The organism is Microbacterium sp. ARD32, assembly GCF_031844385.1.
GTDB lineage: Bacteria > Actinomycetota > Actinomycetes > Actinomycetales > Microbacteriaceae > Microbacterium.
Genome location: NZ_JAUZVD010000003.1, coordinates 162,313 through 181,047 on the forward strand (window position 1 = coordinate 162,313; position 18,735 = coordinate 181,047).

Below are 18,735 nucleotides of genomic sequence, written 5' to 3' on the forward strand. Positions count from 1 at the left end.
GGGCCGTGAACTCGGCGGCCCAGCTGCACCGGGCGTGACCGGTGCCGTACCCAGAAGGGGAACCCATGTCGCAAGTGATCGTCGAGGAAGCCGAGACGACTGAACTGCCGCAGACCACGCACGGCGCCGACCCGAAGGGACGAGCGCTCACGCGCATCCTCGTGGTCGTGGGCTTCGTGCTCATCGCGGCCCTGATCTTCCTGCTGATCTTCTCAGCGCCCGTCGAGGACCCGGCCCGCATCGCCCTGGGCCCCGTCTCGCTCAACACATTCTTCATGTGGCTCGGCAACATGCATCCGCTGCTGCAGATCCCCGTGGTGCTGCTGGCCTTCGGCCTGGTGGTCGCGATCGTGCTCGTGCTCATCGAGTTCGCACCGCGCCCGGGCAGGGGCTACTTCATCATGCGCCTGGTCGCCTGCCTGGTGGTCCCGGTGCTCGCCTTCATGCTGCTGCGCCCGTACTCCAACGCGGTGCTCTACGTGGTGGGGATCGCACTGCTCTCCGGCGCACTGCTGTTCTTCGCCGACTACCGCTCCCGCCAGGGCGCCGGCTACCTCTTCCAGCTCATCCTGTTCATGGCGCCCGCCGCGATCATGCTGCTGCTCGGCCTGATCTACCCGGCCGTCGCGACCTTCGTGAAGTCGTTCTTCGACAAGACCGGCACCGACTTCGTGGGGCTGGAGAACTACTTCTGGGTGTTCACGAACCCGGTCGGCACGGCATCCGTGATCAACACGCTCATCTGGGCGCTGCTGGCACCGACCATCTCGGTCGCCTTCGGTCTCGCCTACGCCGTCTTCATCGACAAGGCGCGCGGTGAGAAGGTGCTGAAGGTGCTCGTCTTCATGCCCGTCGCGATCTCGTTCGTCGGCGCCGGCATCATCTGGAAGTTCATGTACGACTACCGTCAGGGCGACCAGCTCGGACTGCTGAACGCCCTGGTGACGATGTTCGGCGGAGACCCGGTCAACTGGCTCGCCGTGCAGCCGCTGGTCAATACATTCATGCTGCTGATCGTCTTCATCTGGACGCAGACCGGATTCGCGATGGTCATCCTCTCGGCCGCCATCAAGGCCGTTCCGGTGGAGCAGCTCGAGGCCGCCGAGCTCGACGGCACGAACGCCTGGCAGCGGTTCACGAACGTGACCGTCCCCGGCATCCGCTCGTCGCTGATCGTGGTCCTCACGACCATCACGATCATGTCGCTGAAGGTGTACGACATCGTGGCCGTGATGACCGGCGGGCGTGACGACACCACGGTCCTCGGCTTCGAGATGGTCAACCAGCAGCAGCGCTTCCAGAGCTACGGACACTCCTCGGCGCTGGCCGTGGTGCTGTTCATCTTCGTGCTGCCGCTGATCATCTACAACGCCCGATCGATGACCAAGCAGAGGGAGATCCGCTGATGAGCGCCACAGAAGCCGTCGTGATGGACACCCGCACCAAGCGCCAGGTCGCACGCGACACCCGCCGCAACGAGGCCATCGCCCACAAGAAGCTCACCTCGAAGGGCGCGACGATCGCCGCCGTGATCATCGCCTTCTTCTGGACGATCCCCACCTTCGGGCTGTTCGTGACGTCGTTCCGTCCCGGTGCCGACACGCAGTCCACGGGCTGGTGGACCGCCTTCACCGACCCGAAGTTCACTCTGGACAACTACGTCGAGGCGCTCACCGCTGGCGGCACCTCGACCACGCTGGCGGTCGCGTTCGTCAACTCGCTGGCGATCACGATCCCCGCGACGGTGTTCCCGATCGTGGTCGCGTCGCTGGCCGCCTACGCGTTCGCCTGGATCGACTTCAAGGGCCGCAACCTGCTGTTCGTGTTCGTGTTCGCGCTGCAGATCGTGCCGCTGCAGATGGCCCTGGTGCCGCTGCTGAGCCTGTTCTCGAGCGGTCTGACGATCGGCGACGTGACGGTGTTCCCCGGCTTCACGCTGAACGACCTGGACTACAGCTTCGCCCGGGTGTGGATCGCGCATGCGATCTTCGCGCTGCCGCTGGCGACGTTCATGCTGCACAACTTCATCTCGGAGATCCCCGGCGACATCGTCGAGGCGGCCAGGGTGGACGGCGCCGGTCACGGCCAGGTGTTCTTCCGCATCATCCTGCCGCTGGCCATGCCGGCGATCGCCTCGTTCGGCATCTTCCAGTTCCTCTGGGTGTGGAACGATCTGCTGGTCGCGACGATCTTCGCCTCGCCCGGCGCGCTGCCGATCACCCAGGCGCTGAACTCGCTGTCCGGAACCTGGGGCAACCGCTGGTTCCTGCAGTCGGCGGGTACGTTCATCTCGATCATCGTCCCGCTGATCGTGTTCTTCGCACTGCAGCGCTTCTTCGTGCGGGGCCTGCTGGCCGGCGCGACCAAGGGCTGACACTCGCTTCGACAGGCTCAGCGACCCAGGAGCTGCGGCTCAGCGACCCAGGAGCTGCGGCTGCGCGACGCAGGAGTTGCGCTGAGCCTGTCGACGCACGTCCGAGGGCGGGTAGCATGGGAGACTTCCGCTGCGTCGAATCGATTCGAGCGCGGCATCCGCTCCTCCCCTGAAAGTCCTCCGTGAGCGACGAACGCACTCCCACCGGCGGCCTGCGGGCGATCACCGGCACCATCCGCACCTCCACGCCGACCGGCGCCATCCGCACCCTCGGCGCGGATCCGGCGACCGCGCCGATCATGCTGCACCCGGGCGACGCGATCGCCACCGGGCGCCGCACGCTGTACATCATCCTGCTCGGGGCGCTCACCGCCCTCGGGCCGTTCACGATCGACCTCTACCTGCCGGCCTTCCCCCAGTTGGAGAAGGACTTCGCCACCTCGGCGGCGATGATCCAGCTCACGCTGACGGGAACGATGATCGGGTTCGCGATCGGGCAGCTCGTCGTCGGCCCGCTCAGCGACAAGGTCGGCCGGCGGGTGCCGCTGATCACCGTGACCGCCCTGCACGTGCTGGCCAGCGTCGCCGCCGCCATCGCCCCCGACCTGATCCTGCTGGGCGCCGCGCGCGTGGTGATGGGCATCGGCGCCGCGGCGGGCGGCGTGGTGGCGATGGCCATCGTGCGTGACCTGTTCGGCGGGCGGCGGCTCGTGGTGATGCTCTCGCGGCTGGCTCTGGTCTCGGGTGTCGCGCCGGTGGTCGCGCCGATCATCGGATCGGGGCTGCTCACCGTGATGCCGTGGCGGGGCATCTTCGTCGTGCTGGCGGGCTACGGCGCGGTGATGCTGCTGGCGGCGATCCTGCTGCTGCCGGAGACGCTGCCGAAGGCCCGCAGGCAGGATCGCGGGGCGAGCACCGTGCTGCAGCGCTACCGCAGCGTGTTCTCGGACCGGGTGTTCGTGGGCGTGCTGGTCATCGGCGGGATGACGTTCTCGGGACTGTTCTCGTACCTGTCGGCCTCGCCGTTCCTGTTCCAGCAGACGCACGGCCTGAACCCGCAGGCGTACGGGCTGCTGTTCGCAGCCAACTCGCTGGGCGTGGTCGGCGGCGTGCAGGCCGCCTCACGACTGGCGGCCCGGTTCGGGCCGCAGTGGGTGATGGCGTTCTCCACCGGGATGCTGCTGATCTCGGGCGCCGCGATCATCGTGTGCGATCAGCTCGGCGCCGGGTTCTGGGGCACGGTCATCCCGCTGTGGCTGTTCATGACCGCGTGCGGGTTCACCTTCCCGTGCGTGCAGGTGCTGGCGCTCGACCGGCACGGCAGGGCGGCCGGCACCGCGGCATCCGTGCTGGGCGCCTGCAACAACGGCATCGCGGCGATCATCTCGCCGGCGGTGGGGCTGATCTCGGCCGGATCGGGCATCACGGCGACGACCATGGCCACCGTGATGGTGGGCTGCGCGGTGGTCGCGATCGTCGCGCTGTGGCTGATCGTGCGTCCGCGCACCGTGGAGATGCTCGCGCCCTGAGCGGCGGGCGCTCGGGTCAGCCGATCAGCGTGAGCAGCACGTGCGACGCGTCGACGGCCTCGAGCTCATGCGGCTCCGAGGCGGCCACCTGGATGGTGCCGCCCGCGGTGAGGTCGTACTCCGTCCCCGCCACCCGGAACAGCACGCGACCGGCGGCCACGGTGACGAGGATCGGCACGGGCGCCCTGTGCTCGCGCAGCACGGCACCGGCATCCATCACCAGCGTCCTGATCTTGAACCCATCGCCGTCGAGTGTGCGGTGCGGACGCACGCGTCCCTCTTCCACGGGGTGCGCGGCGACCAGGTCGGCGGCAGAGGCGGCCAGCAGCAGGTGCGAGGTGGCGAAGCTCATAGCCCGAGGATATCGCCGGTGCGCAGCGGGTTTCGAGCGGGCGGCGGGGAGAATGGGATGATGACGCGCAACCGGATGCTGATCACCTCGGGCGTCCTGCTGGTGGTCGCCGTGCTGCTCGGCGCGGCTGTCGTGCTGCTGCCCGGCGAGGCGGTCAACGGGATCGACCAGGGCTGGCACGATCTGGTGGCCGGCGTACGGCAGCCGTGGATGCTGTCGATCTCGTACGCGCTCAGCTACCTCGGCGGGGGCTGGCGGGCCGGCGTGGTCATGCCGCTGCTGCTGATCGGGATGCTGGTGGCGCTGCGACGCCCGCGCGCCGGCGTGTACGCCGCAGCCGCGCTGCTGGTGAGCGTCGGGCTGGTGCAGCTGCTGAAGGCGTTCTTCGACCGCGCGCGGCCGGAGGGGATGCTGGTGGTCTCGGATCCCGGTTCATTCCCCTCGGGGCATACGGCCAACATCGCGACGATCGCCATGCTGCTGTACCTGATCCGGCCGCGACGCCGGGTCGCCGTGATCGGGGCGGCCGTCACTGTGGTGATGGCGGTGTCGCGCGCGGTGCTGGAGGCGCACTGGCTCTCCGACACGGTCGGCGGGATGCTGGTGGGCGCGGCGGGCGCCCTGCTCGCCGGCGCCGTGCTCGGGGACTGGGCGTCGCTAGGCTGGACGCATCCCCGTGCGTCTGATCCGAAGGAGCCGCCCGTGTCACGCATCCGCCCGTACCGTCCGTCGGATCGTGAGGCGCTGTACGAGGTGTGTGTGAGGACGGCGGACGCCGCTGGCGACGCCACCGGGCTGTTCCGCGATGACCGCCTGTGGGGTGACGTCTTCGCCGCGCCGTACGCGGAACGGCATCCGGACCTGTGCTGGGTGGTGGAGTCCGATGACGGACGCACGATCGGGTACGTCGTGGCGACGGATGACACCGACGCGTTCGAGACCTGGTTCCGCGACGAGTGGTGGCCGGGTGTCGCCGCGCGCTATCCGTTCTCCGGCGAGGACGAGGCGACGCGGGAGGACGGCATCATCGGCTACGCGACCGCGCGGGGGCCCGGGCGCGAGAAGCACACCGCGCAGTACCCCGCGCACCTGCACATCGACCTGCTGCCCGAGACGCAGGGGCAGGGGCTGGGGCGCCGGCTGATCGAGACGCTCTTCGACGAGCTGCGTCGCCGGGGCGTGCCGGGACTGCATCTGGGCATGAACCCCGAGAACGTCGGTGCCGGCGCGTTCTACGAGCGCATCGGCATGCACCGCCTGGATGCCGGACCGGAGACGACCATGTACGGCGTGCGGTTCGTCGCCTGACACGTCGGAGGGCCCCGCTTCGCGAAGCAGGGCCCTCGGACCATTGGCGGTGACGGCGGGATTCGAACCCGCGGTTGCTTGCACAACACACGCTTTCCAAGCGTGCTCCTTCGGCCGCTCGGACACGTCACCAGGAGACAACCTGTCCATCCTATCCGATCGGCGGAGTGCTTCCCGACGCCTTCACGGCGGACCCGGCCGCTGCCGGGGAGCCATCGGTCGTGCCCACGTAGAATCTCCTGGTGCCCACCCCCAAGATCGTGCTGTTCTACGCGTTCGCGCCGCTCCCGGATCCGGACGCGATCCGGCTGTGGCAGCGCGACCTCTGCGAGGCGCTGAAGCTGCGCGGGCGCATCATCATCTCGAAGGACGGCATCAACGGAACTCTGGGCGGTGACCTGCCCGCGGTCAAGAAGTGGCTGCGCCGGTTCCGCGACCACGCGGCGTTCAGGGACGCCGACGTCAAGTGGAGCGAGGGAACCGGCCTGGATGCCGACGGGTACAGCCTCGACTTCCCGAAGCTGAGCGTGAAGGTGCGCGACGAGATCGTGTCGTTCGGCGCACCGGACGAGCTGCGCGTCGACGAGCACGGCGTGGTCGGCGGAGGCGCACGACTGAACCCGCAGCAGCTGCACGAGCTGATCGCCGAGCGCGGCGACGAGGTGGTGTTCTTCGACGGACGCAACGCGCTCGAAGCCGAGATCGGCCGCTTCAGGAACGCGATCGTGCCCGACACCGAGACCACCCGCGACTTCGTCCGTCTGCTCGACGACGGCACATTCGACGACCTGAAGGGCAAGCCCGTCGTCACCTACTGCACCGGCGGCATCCGCTGCGAGGTGCTCTCCAGCCTGATGGTCTCCCGCGGTTTCGGCGAGGTCTACCAGCTCGACGGCGGCATCGCCCGCTATGGCGAGGCGTTCGGCGACGACGGCCTGTGGGAGGGGTCGCTGTACGTGTTCGACAAGCGCGGCTCGGTGGAGTTCTCCGACCATGCCGCCGTCATCGGCGAGTGCGCCGGATGCGGGGCATCCACCAGCCGCACCGCGAACTGCCCCGACCCATCGTGCCGGCGCCAGTTCGTGGTGTGCGCGGGCTGCGAGGCGATCCGCTGCGCCGAGCACGCCGCCTGATCCGCGCCGGTCACCGTCTGCGGGCGAAGAGCGACGCCGGCAGCAATCGCGCCAGCAGGCGCTGGCGCCCGTCGACGCTCTCGCTCAGCTGCGCGATCACTGCTCCGAGCGGGGTCGCCAGGTTTCCGGCATCCGGCACCGCCCGCGCGTAGCTGGCGTGCTCGACGGCCCGCACCAGCGGGGCCAGAGCGTCCGCATCCACAGCTCGCGTGGTCGCCAGGACATCCGCCCGCACCCGCGCCGTCTGCGCCTGCGGCGCGCGCAGCCCGAGATCGACGAGCGTGTCGTTCAGCTCGGCCCACGCCGCCATCGCGTCGCCCCGGCGAGCGCGTCCGAGCCGCCGTGCGCGCACCAGCGAGCGCGCCAGCAGGGGCAGCGCGAGCACGAGCAGGATGCCGAGGGCCGTCAGCGTCACCGGCACCGGGTCCAGCCGGCGCAGGGGAGTCGCGCCCGCGCTGCCCGGATCCCGCGGGGCGTCGGTGATGCCGGAGGTGTCCGTCGACGAGCTGGGAGTCGGCGACGAGCTGGGCGCAGGCGCCTCCGGGCCCTCCCCGCTGCCGCCGCCCGCGGACGCTGCGATGAAGTCGGTCGGCTCGCCCAGCGTGGCGGTCGGCTCGAACGGCACCCAGCCGATGCCCTCGAAGTGGACCTCGGGCCAGGAGTGCAGCTGGTCGCTGGAGACGGAGTAGAGGATCTGGTCGCCGCGCTTCTGATCCGTGGCCGCGCCGGGCAGGTAGCCGACCACGATGCGCACCGGCATCCCCAGGTTCGACGCCATCAGCGCGAACGCGCCGGCGAAATGGATGCAGTAGCCGGTGCGCTTCTCGAGGAAGGTCGCCACCGCATCGGCGCCCGTCCCGTCGAAGCCCTCGTCGACCGGCGCCTGCAGCGAGTAGGTGAACTCGGCGCGGAACCAGTCCTGCAGGGCGATCAGCCGGTCGTAATCGGTGTCGGCACCGGCGGTGACCTCACGCGCGAGGTCCTCGATGATCGACGGCAGGTCGTCCGGCAGCTCGGGAACGTCAGCACCGGATGCCGTGCTCGCACGGATCTGCTCGAGCGTGGGCACCGCGGTCGCGGCCTGCACCGTGTAGTCGCTGCCGGCGGCATCCGCCGTACGACTGACCACGGTGCGATTCACCGCCATCGCCGACCACCCGCCGCCGGCGTCGGTGACCTGCTGCGGTGCGTACGGGACGGGCAGCCGGTCGCTGGAGACGCCGGTCACGTGAATGGACACCTCGCTCTCGACGGTCTTGATCGGATCGGTCCAGTCCAGGTCGCCGAAGCCGTCGCCCAGCGGCACGCGCTCGCCGCGATCGGGGCGCCACACATCGCCGTCGAAGCGCGAGAGCGTGGCCATGCGCAGATACGGCGGCTTGGCCGCCGAGGTGACCAGCGTCAGTGCCTCGACGCCCTCCGGTCGGCGCAGATCGTCGCCCAGCCGCAGGGTCGCGTCGACGGTGAGCATCGGTCCGGTGCCGGGCAGAGCGGATGCCACGGGCAGCACCGGGGCGAGCACGAGCGCCGCCACGATCGCCAGCACTCCCGACGACATCGCCACGGTCGTCGAGGCGCGCAGCGGCGCATGCCGGGCGTGCCGCGCGCCGTAGCGCAGCAGCAGGAGGATCACGATGGCCTGCATCAGGAACCAGGCCAGGTTCACCGAGCCGAACGAGATCAACATCGGCATGACGCCGACGATCGAGCTGAACACCGCGGCCAGCAGCACCCGCCGGTGCGCGACCAGCTGGTCCAGCAGGATCACCACCACCGCGAACGCGAGTCCCAGCAGGGTCGCGATGGGAACGGAGGCCGCGATCGGCGCCACCCCGTTCATGATCTCGTCGAGGCTCTGCTGCAGGCGCAGACCGACCAGCTGGACCGTCCGCGGCGTGGGGACCAGACCCGCGATGCCCGTCTCGCCCGCGAGGGTCGCCGTGCACGCGAGCGCCGCGGCTACGACCTGCAGCAGCAGCACCAGCATCCGCGACACACCGGCGCGGACGCCGGCGAAGGCGACCCTCGCGAGGATTCCGGTCAGCACGATCACCGCGATCAGCGTGCCGATCACGAAGCTCCACAGCCCCGGCAGCACGGCTCCCGTGTAGGCCCAGACCGCGACGGCTGCGGTGAGCGCGGTCAGGGCTCCGGCGCCCGCCGGGCTCGGCGGACGCCGGGTGTCGGCGGCGCGCTCAGGCATGCTGCACCCGCGAGAGGGGGAGAGCGGATGCCCATGCCCCGGCCAGCTCGTCGGCATCGGCGGGCAGCACGGCGGGGAACCAGCCGTGCGCGCGCACCGACGCGAGCGCGGCCTCGGACGCGTCCGTGGTGAACAGCAGCGGCGCGGCGGCCCCTGCTGTACTCAGCTTCTCGGCGGCCTCGTCGTCGAGCCGCCCGGTGATCACGACCAGCGGCCCCGGTGGAGTGCTGCCGACGACCGTCCGCAGATCACGGCGTCCGCCGCGCGGCGCGACCACCGCGAGCGCGACCATCACGTCCTCGCGGTCCTCCTCGTGCCCGCGCAGCGAGCCGAGCACCTCGCCGGCGCTGTCGAGCACGTCCACGCTGTAGCCGTCCTGCGCCAGGCGCAGCGCCGCGGAGGCGCACAGGACGACCGCCGATTCGAAGAGCGGATCCGGGTCGTCGCCCGGGCGCGCCCAGCCGTCCGCGGCGCGGTCGAGCACGACCACGGCATCCGGGCTGGCCTCCTCCTCTTCCTGGCGCACCATCAGATCGCCACGGTGCGCAGTGGCGCGCCAGTGGATGCGCCTGCGCGAGTCGCCCGACGAGTACGGGCGGGGGATGAGGTTGTCCGCGCCCTGCCCGAGCCGGGTGGAGCGCGTCTGCGCCGAGCCGCCCGCCGCGCCCACCTTGGCGGGCAGCGAGGCGAGGGCGACCGTCTGCGGGATGACGGTGATGGTGCGGGTGTCGCCGAAGGCCTGCTCCCGCTGGGCCAGTCCGAACGGGTCGGTGGTGCGCAGCAGCAGCGGGCCGAGGGTGGAGATGCCGCGCCGGACGCCCTCGAGGTCGTAGCGGAGGGCATCCTGCGGATAGGCTCCGGTGGCATCCCCCCGCACGGCGTCGGGCAGCGTGTCGCGCCAGGTGCCGTTCGGGATGCCGAACGTCCACAGGTCGAAGCGCACCTGCACCCGCGAGGTCTCGCCGACCGCCAGCAGATCCGTGGCGATCTGCCTGCTGACCTCGCCGCGGCGGCGCGGCAGCCGCACGAACAGCAGGCACACCACGGGGAGTGCTGCCAGCAGCACGCCCAGGTACAGCAGCGGACGCGCCGCGGTCACGTTCGCGGCGACGATGAGCAGCGTGCCGGCGAGCAGGCAGCCCCACCCCGTGGCGGTGAGTGGATGGTGCTTCATGGCCGGCTCAGCATGGTCGGCTCAGCGGCGTGCGCCGGCGAACGGCACCGGCACGCGGGCGATGATCTGACTCAGCGCGGCCTCCACCGGCTGGGTCCCGGCACGGTGCACGCCGCGTGCGGCGATCAGGCGGTGAGCGAAGACCGGGATGACGAGGTCGGTGATGTCGTCGGGCACGACGAACTCGCGACCGTCCAGCGCGGCGCGCACCTTCGCCGCGCGCACCAGCTGCAGGGTGGCGCGGGGGCTGGCTCCCAGGTGCAGGCCCGGGTCCTGACGGGTGGCCTGGGCCAGTGCGACGGCGTACTCCTCCAGCGACTCCGCGACGTGCACGCGCCGCGTCCAGGCGATCAGGGCGTGCACGGTGGCGGCATCGGTGACCGGCACGATCTCCGCGAGGGGATTGGCGGTCTCGCGCTGGCGCAGCATGAGCGTCTCGGCCGCGGCATCCGGATACCCCATCGAGATGCGCATCATGAAGCGGTCGCGCTGGGCCTCGGGCAGCGGGTAGGTGCCCTCCATCTCGAGCGGGTTCTGCGTTGCGACGACGAGGAAGGGATCGGGCAGACGGTGGGAGGCGCCGTCGACGGTGACCTGTCCCTCCTCCATCGCCTCCAGCAGCGCGGACTGGGTCTTGGGTGAAGCGCGATTGATCTCGTCGGCGATGACGATGTTCGCGAACACGGCTCCGCGCTTGAACTCGAACTCGCGGGCCACCGGGTCGTACACGGCGACCCCGGTGACGTCGCCGGGGAGCAGGTCGGGGGTGAACTGGATGCGGCGCACCGTGGCGTCCACACTGGCGGCCAGCGCGCGGGCCAGCACGGTCTTGCCGACGCCCGGCACGTCCTCGATCAGCAGGTGCCCTTCGGCGAACAGGCAGGTGAGCGCGCTGCGCACGGCATCCGGCTTGCCGTCGATCACCGAGGAGACCGAGGCGATGATCCGGGACGTCTGGTCGGCGAAGCTCTCGGCAGTGATCCGGGTGGTGCTGTGGGTGATGCTCTGCTCGGTCAACTGGTCTGGCATGCGGTGGCTCCCTGCGCGACGGTGCGAACTTCGATCGTAACCGAGCGAGTGAACGGCGGGGCGGGGTCCCGGGCTCCGGATGCTGTCGAAGGGTGCTCCCATGGTCGGGTAGACTCGTGGACGGCTCTCCGCGTGACGGCATCCAGGCCAATTCCCCCAGGACGGAAACGTAGCAAGGGTAACCGGGCTCTGTCGGGTGCGCGGAGGGTCCTTTCTCTGTCCGGGTCGTGCTGTCCGGGTCGTACTGTCTGGATCGTGCTCACCGGATCACCTGCGAGGATCGTGTTGTGACAGCATCCGCCCCTCCCGCCGTCCTCGCTTCGCGAGGGTCGCGCTTTCTGGCGCCGGTCGGACTGCTGGCGCTGATGTGGGGGATTCGGATCGCGGATGCCGCGCTGCCCGGAACCTTCGTCGGCTGGGGCCTGCGCTCGTGGGACCTGGGCAGCCTGCAGGGCTTCGTGCTCGGTCCGCTGCTGCACGCGAACTGGCCGCATCTGATCGGCAACTCCGTGCCGTTCCTGGTGCTCGGCTGCCTTGTCGCCGTCGAGGGGGCGCGCAGGTTCTGGCTGGTGACGGTGGTGGTCGCGCTCGTCGGGGGTGCAGGAACCTGGCTGCTGAATGCGCCGGGAACGCTCACGGTCGGGGCATCCGTGCTCGTGTTCGGGTACTTCGGTTACGTGGTGCTGCGCGTGGTCGCGCCGGGGCGGGTCGCGCATCGAGTGGCGTATGCCGCGATCGCCGTCATCGTCGTCGTGCTGTACGGAGCCACGATGGTCGCCGGCATCCTGGGGGCGGCACCGGGCGTCTCGTGGCAGGCGCACCTGTTCGGTGCGATCGGCGGCGGCTTGACGGCCCTCAGCGGCAGGCGGCGGCGCGGGTCGGCGGAGTGAGCGGGCGCCGGTCCCGCGCGACCGTGCTGCGGCACCGCGCCCGTCGACGCAGGGAGCGGAGGCGGATGCGGCGCATCACCGGCATCACGGCCGCAGTTGCGGTCGTGCTGGTGGGGGTGCTCGTCGGCGTGAGCCTGCTGACCGCGCCGCGACCGGATCGGTACTGCGCCGACCGGCCGCAGACGTTCCCCGCAGCCGGCGTCGCCGGGTGGCGCGGCGAGCAGCTCGAGAACGCGGCGACCATTGTCCGCACGGGACGGGAGCTCGGCTTCGGACGTGACGGGCAGATCGTCGGCGTGATGGCGGCGATGGGGGAGAGCTCGCTGCGCAATATCGACTACGGCGACTGGGAGACCTCCGGCGTCACCAATCCTGATGGAAGCCGCACCAGCAGCATCGGGCTCTTCCAGCAGCAGAAGTGGTGGGGGAGCGTCGACGAGCGCATGGACCCGGCCACCGCGGCGACGAAGTTCTTCACGCGGTTGGGGAGGCTGTCCGGCTGGCAGCGGATGCCGCCCTCGCACGCGATCAACCGCGTGCAGATCAACGCCGACCGCGAGCACTACGCCCGCTTCCAGGACGACGCGACGGCCGTCGTGGATGCGCTGTCCGGGGCATGCGGCGGATAGCGAGACTCCGCGCGATCAGAACGGCGAGCCGGCCTCCTGGGCGGTGAGGGGCGTGCTCGGCCAGCCGCTCTGAAGCGGCTCGGTCGGGACGAACATCACGCGCGGCCGCTCGAGGTCGTGATGCGTGCGGCCGTCCGGGTCCGTCCATTCGACCGATCGGTCGGAGGTCTGCCGCGCGGTCCAGCGGGCGAAGTCGGGGAGGTCCGGATGCTTGAGCGTGTGGTGGGCCCTGCAGAAGTGGGCGAGGTTGTCGATGCTGGTCGTGCCGCCCAGGGCCCAGTCGACGTTGTGGTCCCTCTCGCAGCGGTGGACCGGCTGCCGGCAGCCGGGGAATCGGCAGTGCTGATCCCGTGCGCGCAGGAAGCGGCACATGGACTCGGTGGGGGTGTACGAGTCGGTCTGCGTCACGAATCCTTCCGGGTCGAGGAACAGCCTCGTCCATCCCTTCGTGCCGCCGGCGAGAGCCCGCGCGACCTCGGGGCGGATCGGACCGTGCCCGTCGAGCTCGGCCGGCCGCTCGTCCTGCCCGATCAACGTGGTGGCGGTCACCGTCACCTGGACGGTCGCGCGGATGCCGTCCAGCCCTGACCCGTGTGCGGCGGACGGGTCGCCGGTGAGCAGCAGGTCGGTGAGCAGGTCGGCGCGCAGCTGGTCGAACGTGCGCGATTCGTCCGGAAGACGGATGATGCAGGGGCTGTCGGGGTCGGCACGCGGGTCCGTCCAGCGGTTCAGATCCGGTTCCGGTCGGGGATCGCTGGAGTCGGGGTCGTCGTCGATCCAGAAGCCGTCGGCATCGAGATGTCGGGCGATCAGTTCCCGGAAGGCGACCTCGGAGTCGGGGTCGGGGTCGGGGTCGGGTTCGTGGCGGGAGTCGGAGTCAGCGTCAGGCTCGAGGCCGGGCGCGTCAGCGGCTTCCGCCGCAGCGGCCTTCGCGGCCTCTGCGGCGGCGCGGCGGGCGATCTCCTCGAGGCGCGTCTGCTCGGCGCGGTCGGCGGCAGCCCATTCGGCTTCCCATGCCGCCCACTGGGCGTCGGTCGGCTCTTCGAGCGGGGTGTCGCGGTCTTCGGGATGCCCGCGCAGATGCCGGGCCATCTTCGTGAGCCGGTCGTGGATCGCGATCGCGAGATGCTCCGGGAGGACGGCCTGCAGCAGCGCGAGGCCGTCGCCGACGGATCGGACGGTGATGGATCGTTCCGAAAACGCCTTCTTCTGCTGCTCCACCACGGTCAGCCCGGCCAGGGCCGCGGCGACGCGGCGGGCGTGCGCCTTCGTCCGCGCGGCCGTGTCGCGCTCGGCGACTTCCAGACACGCCTGCTCATACAGGGCGAGCGTGTCCGGGGTCACCTCGCCGGTGTCGATCGCCTCCCGCACGGGCTGAGACTCGCGGAGGACATCGCGCACGTGCGGCGGCGTGATCCGCCCGTCGGCGAATGCGGCGCGGACGGCGGGGAACTGGCCCAGCATGCGCGCATCGGTGAACGCGAACTCCATCGCCCCCTTCGACACGTGTCCCGCGGCCGCGTACTGCGCCATCATCGAGCGCTCGATGGACCGAGCGTGCATCGGCTCCGCGTGAAGCTCCTCTTCGAACAGGACCCACCGCTCGGCGAGCAGCTCGGCGGCCTCCGCCTGCAGACGAGCGATGTCGCGCTGCTTCGAAGCCCACGCATCCAGCAGCGCGAGCCGCTGCTCGTGGAGAGCTCCGAAGTCGTGGTCCATGCTTCGAGTGTAGTACATATCTTCGAATGAGGCAACAGGCGCGAGGAGTTCCTTCGTGTGCGTTTCGATTCGCTGACGGTCGCTCGACGACCGCGCTGATTCGAAGAGACGACTCCACTGGTGCCCCGATCGTCAGAGTTGTGACCGCCGGTAGCGGGGAGGACCAGAGGCGGCCGACGAGCTCGGCGTCAGCAGCCCGCCATCCGGCCCGGGTCAGTAGGCTGGCGGCGTGGCGCGCAGCATCTACATCACCTCGGCCGAGGGGCACACGGGCAAGTCCACGATCGCGCTCGGGGTGCTCGACGCACTGATGCGCGTATCGCAGCGGGTCGGGGTGTTCCGCCCCATCGCACGCTCCTGGGATGAGCGCGATCACGTGCTGGAGCTGATGCTCGCCCACGACGGCGTGCAGTTGGACTACGACGAGTGCGTGGGCGTCACCTACGAGGACGTGCGCCGCGACCCGGAAGGCGCGCTGGCGACGATCGTCGCGCGCTTCAAGGCCGTCGAGGCGCAGTGCGACGCGGTCGTCGTGATCGGCAGCGACTACACCGCCGTGGCGAGCCCCGCAGAGCTGGGTTACAACGCACGGATCGCCGCGAATCTCGGTGCGCCCGTGCTGCTCGTGCTCTCCGGCCGCGACCAGCAGCGTCAGGCCGAGCAGCTGGGCACCACCACCGCTCGCACGCCCGAGCAGGTCGGGCAGCTGGCCTCGCTGGCGTTCGCGGAGCTGGTCGCCGAGCGGGCCGAGCTGTTCGCCGTGGTCGTCAATCGCGCCGAGCCGCACGGGCTGGACGCGATGATCGAGCAGGTGCAGGCCGCGCAGCCACGGCAGACACCGGTGTGGGCTGTGCCCGAGGACCGGATGCTGGTCGCACCGTCGATGCGCGGAGTGCTGCGTGCGGTGGACGGGCGCCTGCTCAAGGGAGATGAGGCGCTGCTGGACCGTGAGGCGCTGGACGTCGTCATCTCGGGGATGTCGATGGTCAACGTGCTGCCGCGCATCACCGAGGGAGCAGTGCTGGTGATCGCCGCCGACCGCACGGAGGTGCTGCTGGCGGCCCTGCTGGCATCCGCCTCGGGAACCTTCCCTCAGATCGCCGGCATCGTGCTGAACGGGCCCTTCGAGCTCCCCGAGCCCATCCAACGGCTGCTGGAGGGCTTCGCCCCCGGCATCCCGATCATCGCCACCGACCACGGCACCTTCGACACCGCCACCCGCATCATGAGCAGCCGCGGGCGGATGAGCCTGGAGTCCGGACAGCGGTACGAACGCGCACTCGCCCTGTTCCAGACGCACGTCGACCTGACCGAGCTGACTATCGAACTGGGCCTGGCGCAGTCGACCGTGGTCACCCCGCTGATGTTCCAGTACGGCCTCATCGAACGCGCCCGCGCCGACCGCCGGCGCATCGTGCTGCCCGAGGGCGGTGATGACCGCATCCTCCGTGCCGCCGCCATCCTGCTCGCACGCGAGGTCGCCGACCTGACGATCCTGGGAGATGAGGCCGAGGTGCGCGCCCGCGCGACGGCGCTGGGCCTCGAACTGGCCGGCGCGCAGGTGCTCAGCCCCACCGATCCCGAGCACGTGGAGCGGTTCGCTGCCGAGTACGCACGCTTGCGCGCCCACAAGGGGATCACCCTGCAGCAGGCCGCCGACACCGTGACCGACGTGTCGTACTTCGGCACGATGATGGTGCATCTCGGGCTGGCCGACGGCATGGTCTCCGGGGCCGCGCACACCACGGCGCACACGATCCGCCCGTCGTTCGAGATCATCAGGACACGGCCCGGAGTCGACGTCGTCTCCAGCGTGTTCCTGATGGCGCTCGCCGACCGCGTGCTGGTCTACGGCGACTGCGCGGTCATCCCCGACCCCACCAGCACCCAGCTCGCCGACATCGCGATCTCGTCCGCGGCGACCGCACGGCAGTTCGGCATCGACCCGCGCGTGGCCATGCTCTCCTACTCCACCGGCGAGTCGGGGTCGGGTGCCGACGTGGACAAGGTGCGCGAGGCGACCGCGCTGGTGCGCTCGCGCGAACCCGGTCTTCCGGTCGAGGGGCCGATCCAGTACGACGCGGCCGCCGACGCCGCAGTGGCCGCCGCCAAGCTGCCAGGGTCGGCGGTCGCCGGCCGCGCCACGGTGTTCGTGTTCCCCGATCTGAACACCGGCAACAACACGTACAAGGCCGTGCAGCGCTCGGCCGGCGCCGTCGCCATCGGACCGGTGCTGCAGGGGCTGAACAGGCCCATCAACGACCTGTCGCGCGGCGCGCTGGTCGACGACATCGTCAACACGGTCGCGATCACCGCGATCCAGGCGCAGGAGAACCGCGCATGAGCGTCGTGCTCGTCATCAACAGCGGGTCGTCGTCGCTGAAGTACAGCCTGATCGACGTGGCGCGCGAGGCCGAGCTGGCCTCCGGGCTGATCGAGCGCATCGGGCAGGATCAGGGAATGGTGAGCCACCGGGTGCGGGTGGTCGCAGAGCCGGGTCAGGCCGCGCCGGCCATGCTCGATGCCACTCACTCCGCCGAGCAGGCGGTGGCCGATCACGACGCGGCGTTCGCCCTGATGCTCGACCAGTTCGCTCAGCACGGACCGGGCCTGGCGCAGCATCCGCCGGTCGCGGTCGGCCACCGGGTCGTCCATGGCGGCGCGCGCTTCTTCGAGCCCACCGTGATCACCGCACGCGTGGAGACCGACATCGACGAGCTGTCGGTGCTCGCCCCGCTGCACAATCCCGCCAACCTGGCAGGCATCCGTGCGGCGCGCTCGGCGTTCCCCGACGTGCCCCACGTGGCGGTGTTCGACACCGCGTTCCATCAGACGCTTCCCGCGGCGGCCTACACCTACGCGATCGACGCGGCGACCGCGCGCGAGCACCGCATCCGCCGCTACGGGTTCCACGGCACCAGTCACAAGTATGTCTCCGAGGCCGCAGCCGCCTTCCTCGGCCGCGAGGTGCGCGAGCTGCGCCAGCTCGTCTTCCATCTCGGCAACGGCGCGTCGGTGACGGCAGTGGACGCCGGGCGCTCCGTGGAGACCTCGATGGGCTTCACGCCGCTGGAGGGGCTGGTGATGGGCACCCGGTCCGGCGACATCGACCCGGCCGTGCAGCTGCAGCTGTCGAGGCGGGCCGGAATGGATGCCGATGAGCTGGACGACCTGCTCAACAAGCGCAGCGGACTGCTCGGCCTTGCCGGGCGCAGCGACATGCGCGACATCCTCGCCGGCAGAGCCGCGGGGGAGCAGGCCGCGACGCTCGCCTACGACGTGTACATCCACCGGCTGCGCGCCTACGCCGGTGCGTACATCGCCCAGCTCGGCGGCGTGGACGTGATCTCGTTCACCGCCGGCGTCGGCGAGAACGCGGCGGACGTGCGCGCGGATGCCCTGGCCACGCTCGGGTTCCTGGGACTGCGAGTGGACCCCGAGCGCAATGCGGCGCGCTCGCACGGCATCCGACGCATCTCGGCCGATGATTCCGCCGTGGAGGTGCTGGTGGTGCCCACCGACGAGGAGCTCGAGATCGCGCGGCAGACCATCAGCGCCGGTTGACCGCATCCACTCGGAATCCGCCTGGCTCGTTCATTAGGCTGGACACGCTCGTTCGCTGATGGAGGTTCCGTGACCGCATTGCTGCCCGACCTGCGCCGCGCCGCCGGAGTGCTCTTCGACCTCGACGGGGTGCTGACGCCGACCGCCGAGGTGCACATGCGCGCCTGGCAGAAGGTGTTCGACGATGTGCTGGCACGGTGGGGCGTGACCGACCCGTACACGGATGCCGACTACTTCGCGTACGTGGACGGCAAGAAGCGCTACGACGGCGTCGCCAGCCTGCTGCGCAGCCGCAACATCGAGATCCCGTGGGGCGAGATCGCCGACCCACCCGAGGCGGAGACGATCTGCGGCATCGGCAACCGCAAGAACGACGCGTTCGCCGCGGCCCTGCGCGCCGAGGGCATCGCGCCGTACCCCGGTTCGCTCGCGCTCCTCGAGCTGCTGAAAGACGCATCCGTGCCGATGGGTGTCGTGTCCAGTTCGAAGAACGCGGGCGAGGTGCTGGCATCCGCAGGCATCCGCGACTTCTTCCCGGTCGTCGTCGACGGCGTGGTCGCCGAGCGCGAGCGTCTGGCATCCAAACCCGCTCCGGACATGTTCGCCGAGGGCGCGCGGATGCTGGGCGTCGCGCCCTCCGCGGCGGTGGCCGTCGAGGATGCCGTCTCGGGCGCCGCATCCGCAGCATCCGCCGGTTATGCGACCGTGATCGGCGTCGACCGCGGCGCGGGACCGACCGCGCTGCGCGAGGCCGGCGCCACCTGTATCGTCGATGATCTTGCCCGTCTGCTTCCCGACGACGCGAACTGACACCCCCCACTCAGAATCCCC

Annotated in this window: 15 protein-coding genes, 1 tRNA gene and 1 other RNA gene; 11 read left to right on the top strand and 6 right to left on the bottom strand. The window is 70.5% G+C overall.

Annotation, left to right across the window (positions count from 1 at the left end; genetic code table 11):
• Window positions 1–65 precede the first annotated feature (65 nt).
• The 3 genes from Q9R19_RS12430 (at window position 66) to Q9R19_RS12440 (ending at window position 3,903) form a co-directional block, all read left to right on the top strand.
• On the top strand, window positions 66–1,406 hold the full coding sequence (locus Q9R19_RS12430; RefSeq protein WP_311256712.1) for a sugar ABC transporter permease: 1,341 nt from the start codon (window positions 66–68) through the stop codon (window positions 1,404–1,406).
• A complete protein-coding gene (locus Q9R19_RS12435) occupies window positions 1,406–2,374 on the top strand; it encodes a carbohydrate ABC transporter permease (RefSeq protein WP_311256713.1) in 969 nt (322 codons plus the stop codon). Before Q9R19_RS12430 ends, Q9R19_RS12435 begins: the two co-directional genes overlap by 1 nt.
• 299 nt (window positions 2,375–2,673) lie before the next feature.
• On the top strand, window positions 2,674–3,903 hold the full coding sequence (locus tag Q9R19_RS12440) for a multidrug effflux MFS transporter (RefSeq protein WP_311256846.1): 1,230 nt from the start codon (window positions 2,674–2,676) through the stop codon (window positions 3,901–3,903).
• A gap of 16 nt (window positions 3,904–3,919) precedes the next feature.
• Here the strand turns inward: Q9R19_RS12440 and Q9R19_RS12445 are convergent, their stop codons facing one another.
• Window positions 3,920–4,255: a hypothetical protein gene (locus Q9R19_RS12445; RefSeq protein WP_311256714.1), complete on the bottom strand. Its 336-nt coding sequence runs from the start codon at window positions 4,253–4,255 to the stop codon at window positions 3,920–3,922.
• A 57-nt stretch (window positions 4,256–4,312) separates the two neighbouring features.
• Here Q9R19_RS12445 and Q9R19_RS12450 point away from each other — a divergent pair, with 57 nt between their 5' ends.
• Window positions 4,313–5,563 (top strand): GNAT family N-acetyltransferase, encoded by a 1,251-nt coding sequence (locus tag Q9R19_RS12450; protein WP_311256715.1) that lies wholly within the window; start codon window positions 4,313–4,315, stop codon window positions 5,561–5,563.
• 44 nt (window positions 5,564–5,607) lie between these two features.
• On the opposite strand, the gene Q9R19_RS12455 is transcribed toward Q9R19_RS12450, so the two are convergent.
• A tRNA-Ser gene (locus Q9R19_RS12455) sits at window positions 5,608–5,695 on the bottom strand.
• 110 nt (window positions 5,696–5,805) lie between these two features.
• On the opposite strand from Q9R19_RS12455, the gene Q9R19_RS12460 reads away from it, so the two are divergent.
• A complete protein-coding gene (locus Q9R19_RS12460) occupies window positions 5,806–6,696 on the top strand; it encodes a rhodanese-related sulfurtransferase (protein WP_311256716.1) in 891 nt (296 codons plus the stop codon).
• A 10-nt stretch (window positions 6,697–6,706) separates the two neighbouring features.
• Here Q9R19_RS12460 and Q9R19_RS12465 read toward each other — a convergent pair whose 3' ends face one another.
• From Q9R19_RS12465 to Q9R19_RS12475, 3 genes are read right to left on the bottom strand one after another with little or no spacing between them, the layout of a single operon-like run.
• The gene (locus tag Q9R19_RS12465; RefSeq protein ID WP_311256717.1) at window positions 6,707–8,899 is read right to left on the bottom strand and encodes a DUF3488 and transglutaminase-like domain-containing protein; all 2,193 of its coding nucleotides are present in this window, start codon (window positions 8,897–8,899) and stop codon (window positions 6,707–6,709) included.
• Window positions 8,892–10,073 carry a DUF58 domain-containing protein gene (locus Q9R19_RS12470; protein WP_311256718.1) on the bottom strand — a complete coding sequence of 394 codons (1,182 nt, stop codon included), beginning with the start codon at window positions 10,071–10,073 and terminating at the stop codon, window positions 8,892–8,894. Before Q9R19_RS12470 ends, Q9R19_RS12465 begins: the two co-directional genes overlap by 8 nt.
• 21 nt (window positions 10,074–10,094) lie before the next feature.
• Window positions 10,095–11,102: a MoxR family ATPase gene (locus Q9R19_RS12475; RefSeq protein WP_311256719.1), complete on the bottom strand. Its 1,008-nt coding sequence runs from the start codon at window positions 11,100–11,102 to the stop codon at window positions 10,095–10,097.
• A gap of 119 nt (window positions 11,103–11,221) precedes the next feature.
• On the opposite strand from Q9R19_RS12475, the gene ffs reads away from it, so the two are divergent.
• The 3 genes from ffs to Q9R19_RS12490 all read left to right on the top strand — a co-directional run bounded on the left by ffs (window position 11,222) and on the right by Q9R19_RS12490 (window position 12,621).
• Window positions 11,222–11,318, top strand: an RNA gene (gene ffs, locus Q9R19_RS12480) — signal recognition particle sRNA small type.
• Between the two features lie 71 nt (window positions 11,319–11,389).
• Window positions 11,390–11,992 (top strand): rhomboid family intramembrane serine protease, encoded by a 603-nt coding sequence (locus Q9R19_RS12485; RefSeq protein ID WP_311256720.1) that lies wholly within the window; start codon window positions 11,390–11,392, stop codon window positions 11,990–11,992.
• Between the two features lie 65 nt (window positions 11,993–12,057).
• Window positions 12,058–12,621: a hypothetical protein gene (locus tag Q9R19_RS12490; RefSeq protein WP_311256721.1), complete on the top strand. Its 564-nt coding sequence runs from the start codon at window positions 12,058–12,060 to the stop codon at window positions 12,619–12,621.
• Between the two features lie 15 nt (window positions 12,622–12,636).
• On the opposite strand, the gene Q9R19_RS12495 is transcribed toward Q9R19_RS12490, so the two are convergent.
• Window positions 12,637–14,340, bottom strand: coding sequence for an HNH endonuclease (locus Q9R19_RS12495; protein WP_311256722.1), 1,704 nt, complete (start codon window positions 14,338–14,340; stop codon window positions 12,637–12,639).
• A 229-nt stretch (window positions 14,341–14,569) separates the two neighbouring features.
• Here Q9R19_RS12495 and pta point away from each other — a divergent pair, with 229 nt between their 5' ends.
• The 3 genes from pta (at window position 14,570) to Q9R19_RS12510 (ending at window position 18,714) form a co-directional block, all read left to right on the top strand.
• Window positions 14,570–16,684, top strand: a complete 2,115-nt coding sequence (gene pta / locus Q9R19_RS12500; RefSeq protein ID WP_311256723.1) for a phosphate acetyltransferase — start codon at window positions 14,570–14,572, stop codon at window positions 16,682–16,684.
• Complete coding sequence (locus tag Q9R19_RS12505) at window positions 16,681–17,904, top strand: acetate kinase (RefSeq protein WP_311256724.1); 1,224 nt, start codon at window positions 16,681–16,683, stop codon at window positions 17,902–17,904. The genes pta and Q9R19_RS12505 overlap by 4 nt, the downstream gene beginning before the upstream one ends.
• Window positions 17,905–17,973: 69 nt before the next feature.
• The gene (locus Q9R19_RS12510; RefSeq protein ID WP_311256725.1) at window positions 17,974–18,714 is read left to right on the top strand and encodes a beta-phosphoglucomutase family hydrolase; all 741 of its coding nucleotides are present in this window, start codon (window positions 17,974–17,976) and stop codon (window positions 18,712–18,714) included.
• Window positions 18,715–18,735 lie beyond the last annotated feature (21 nt).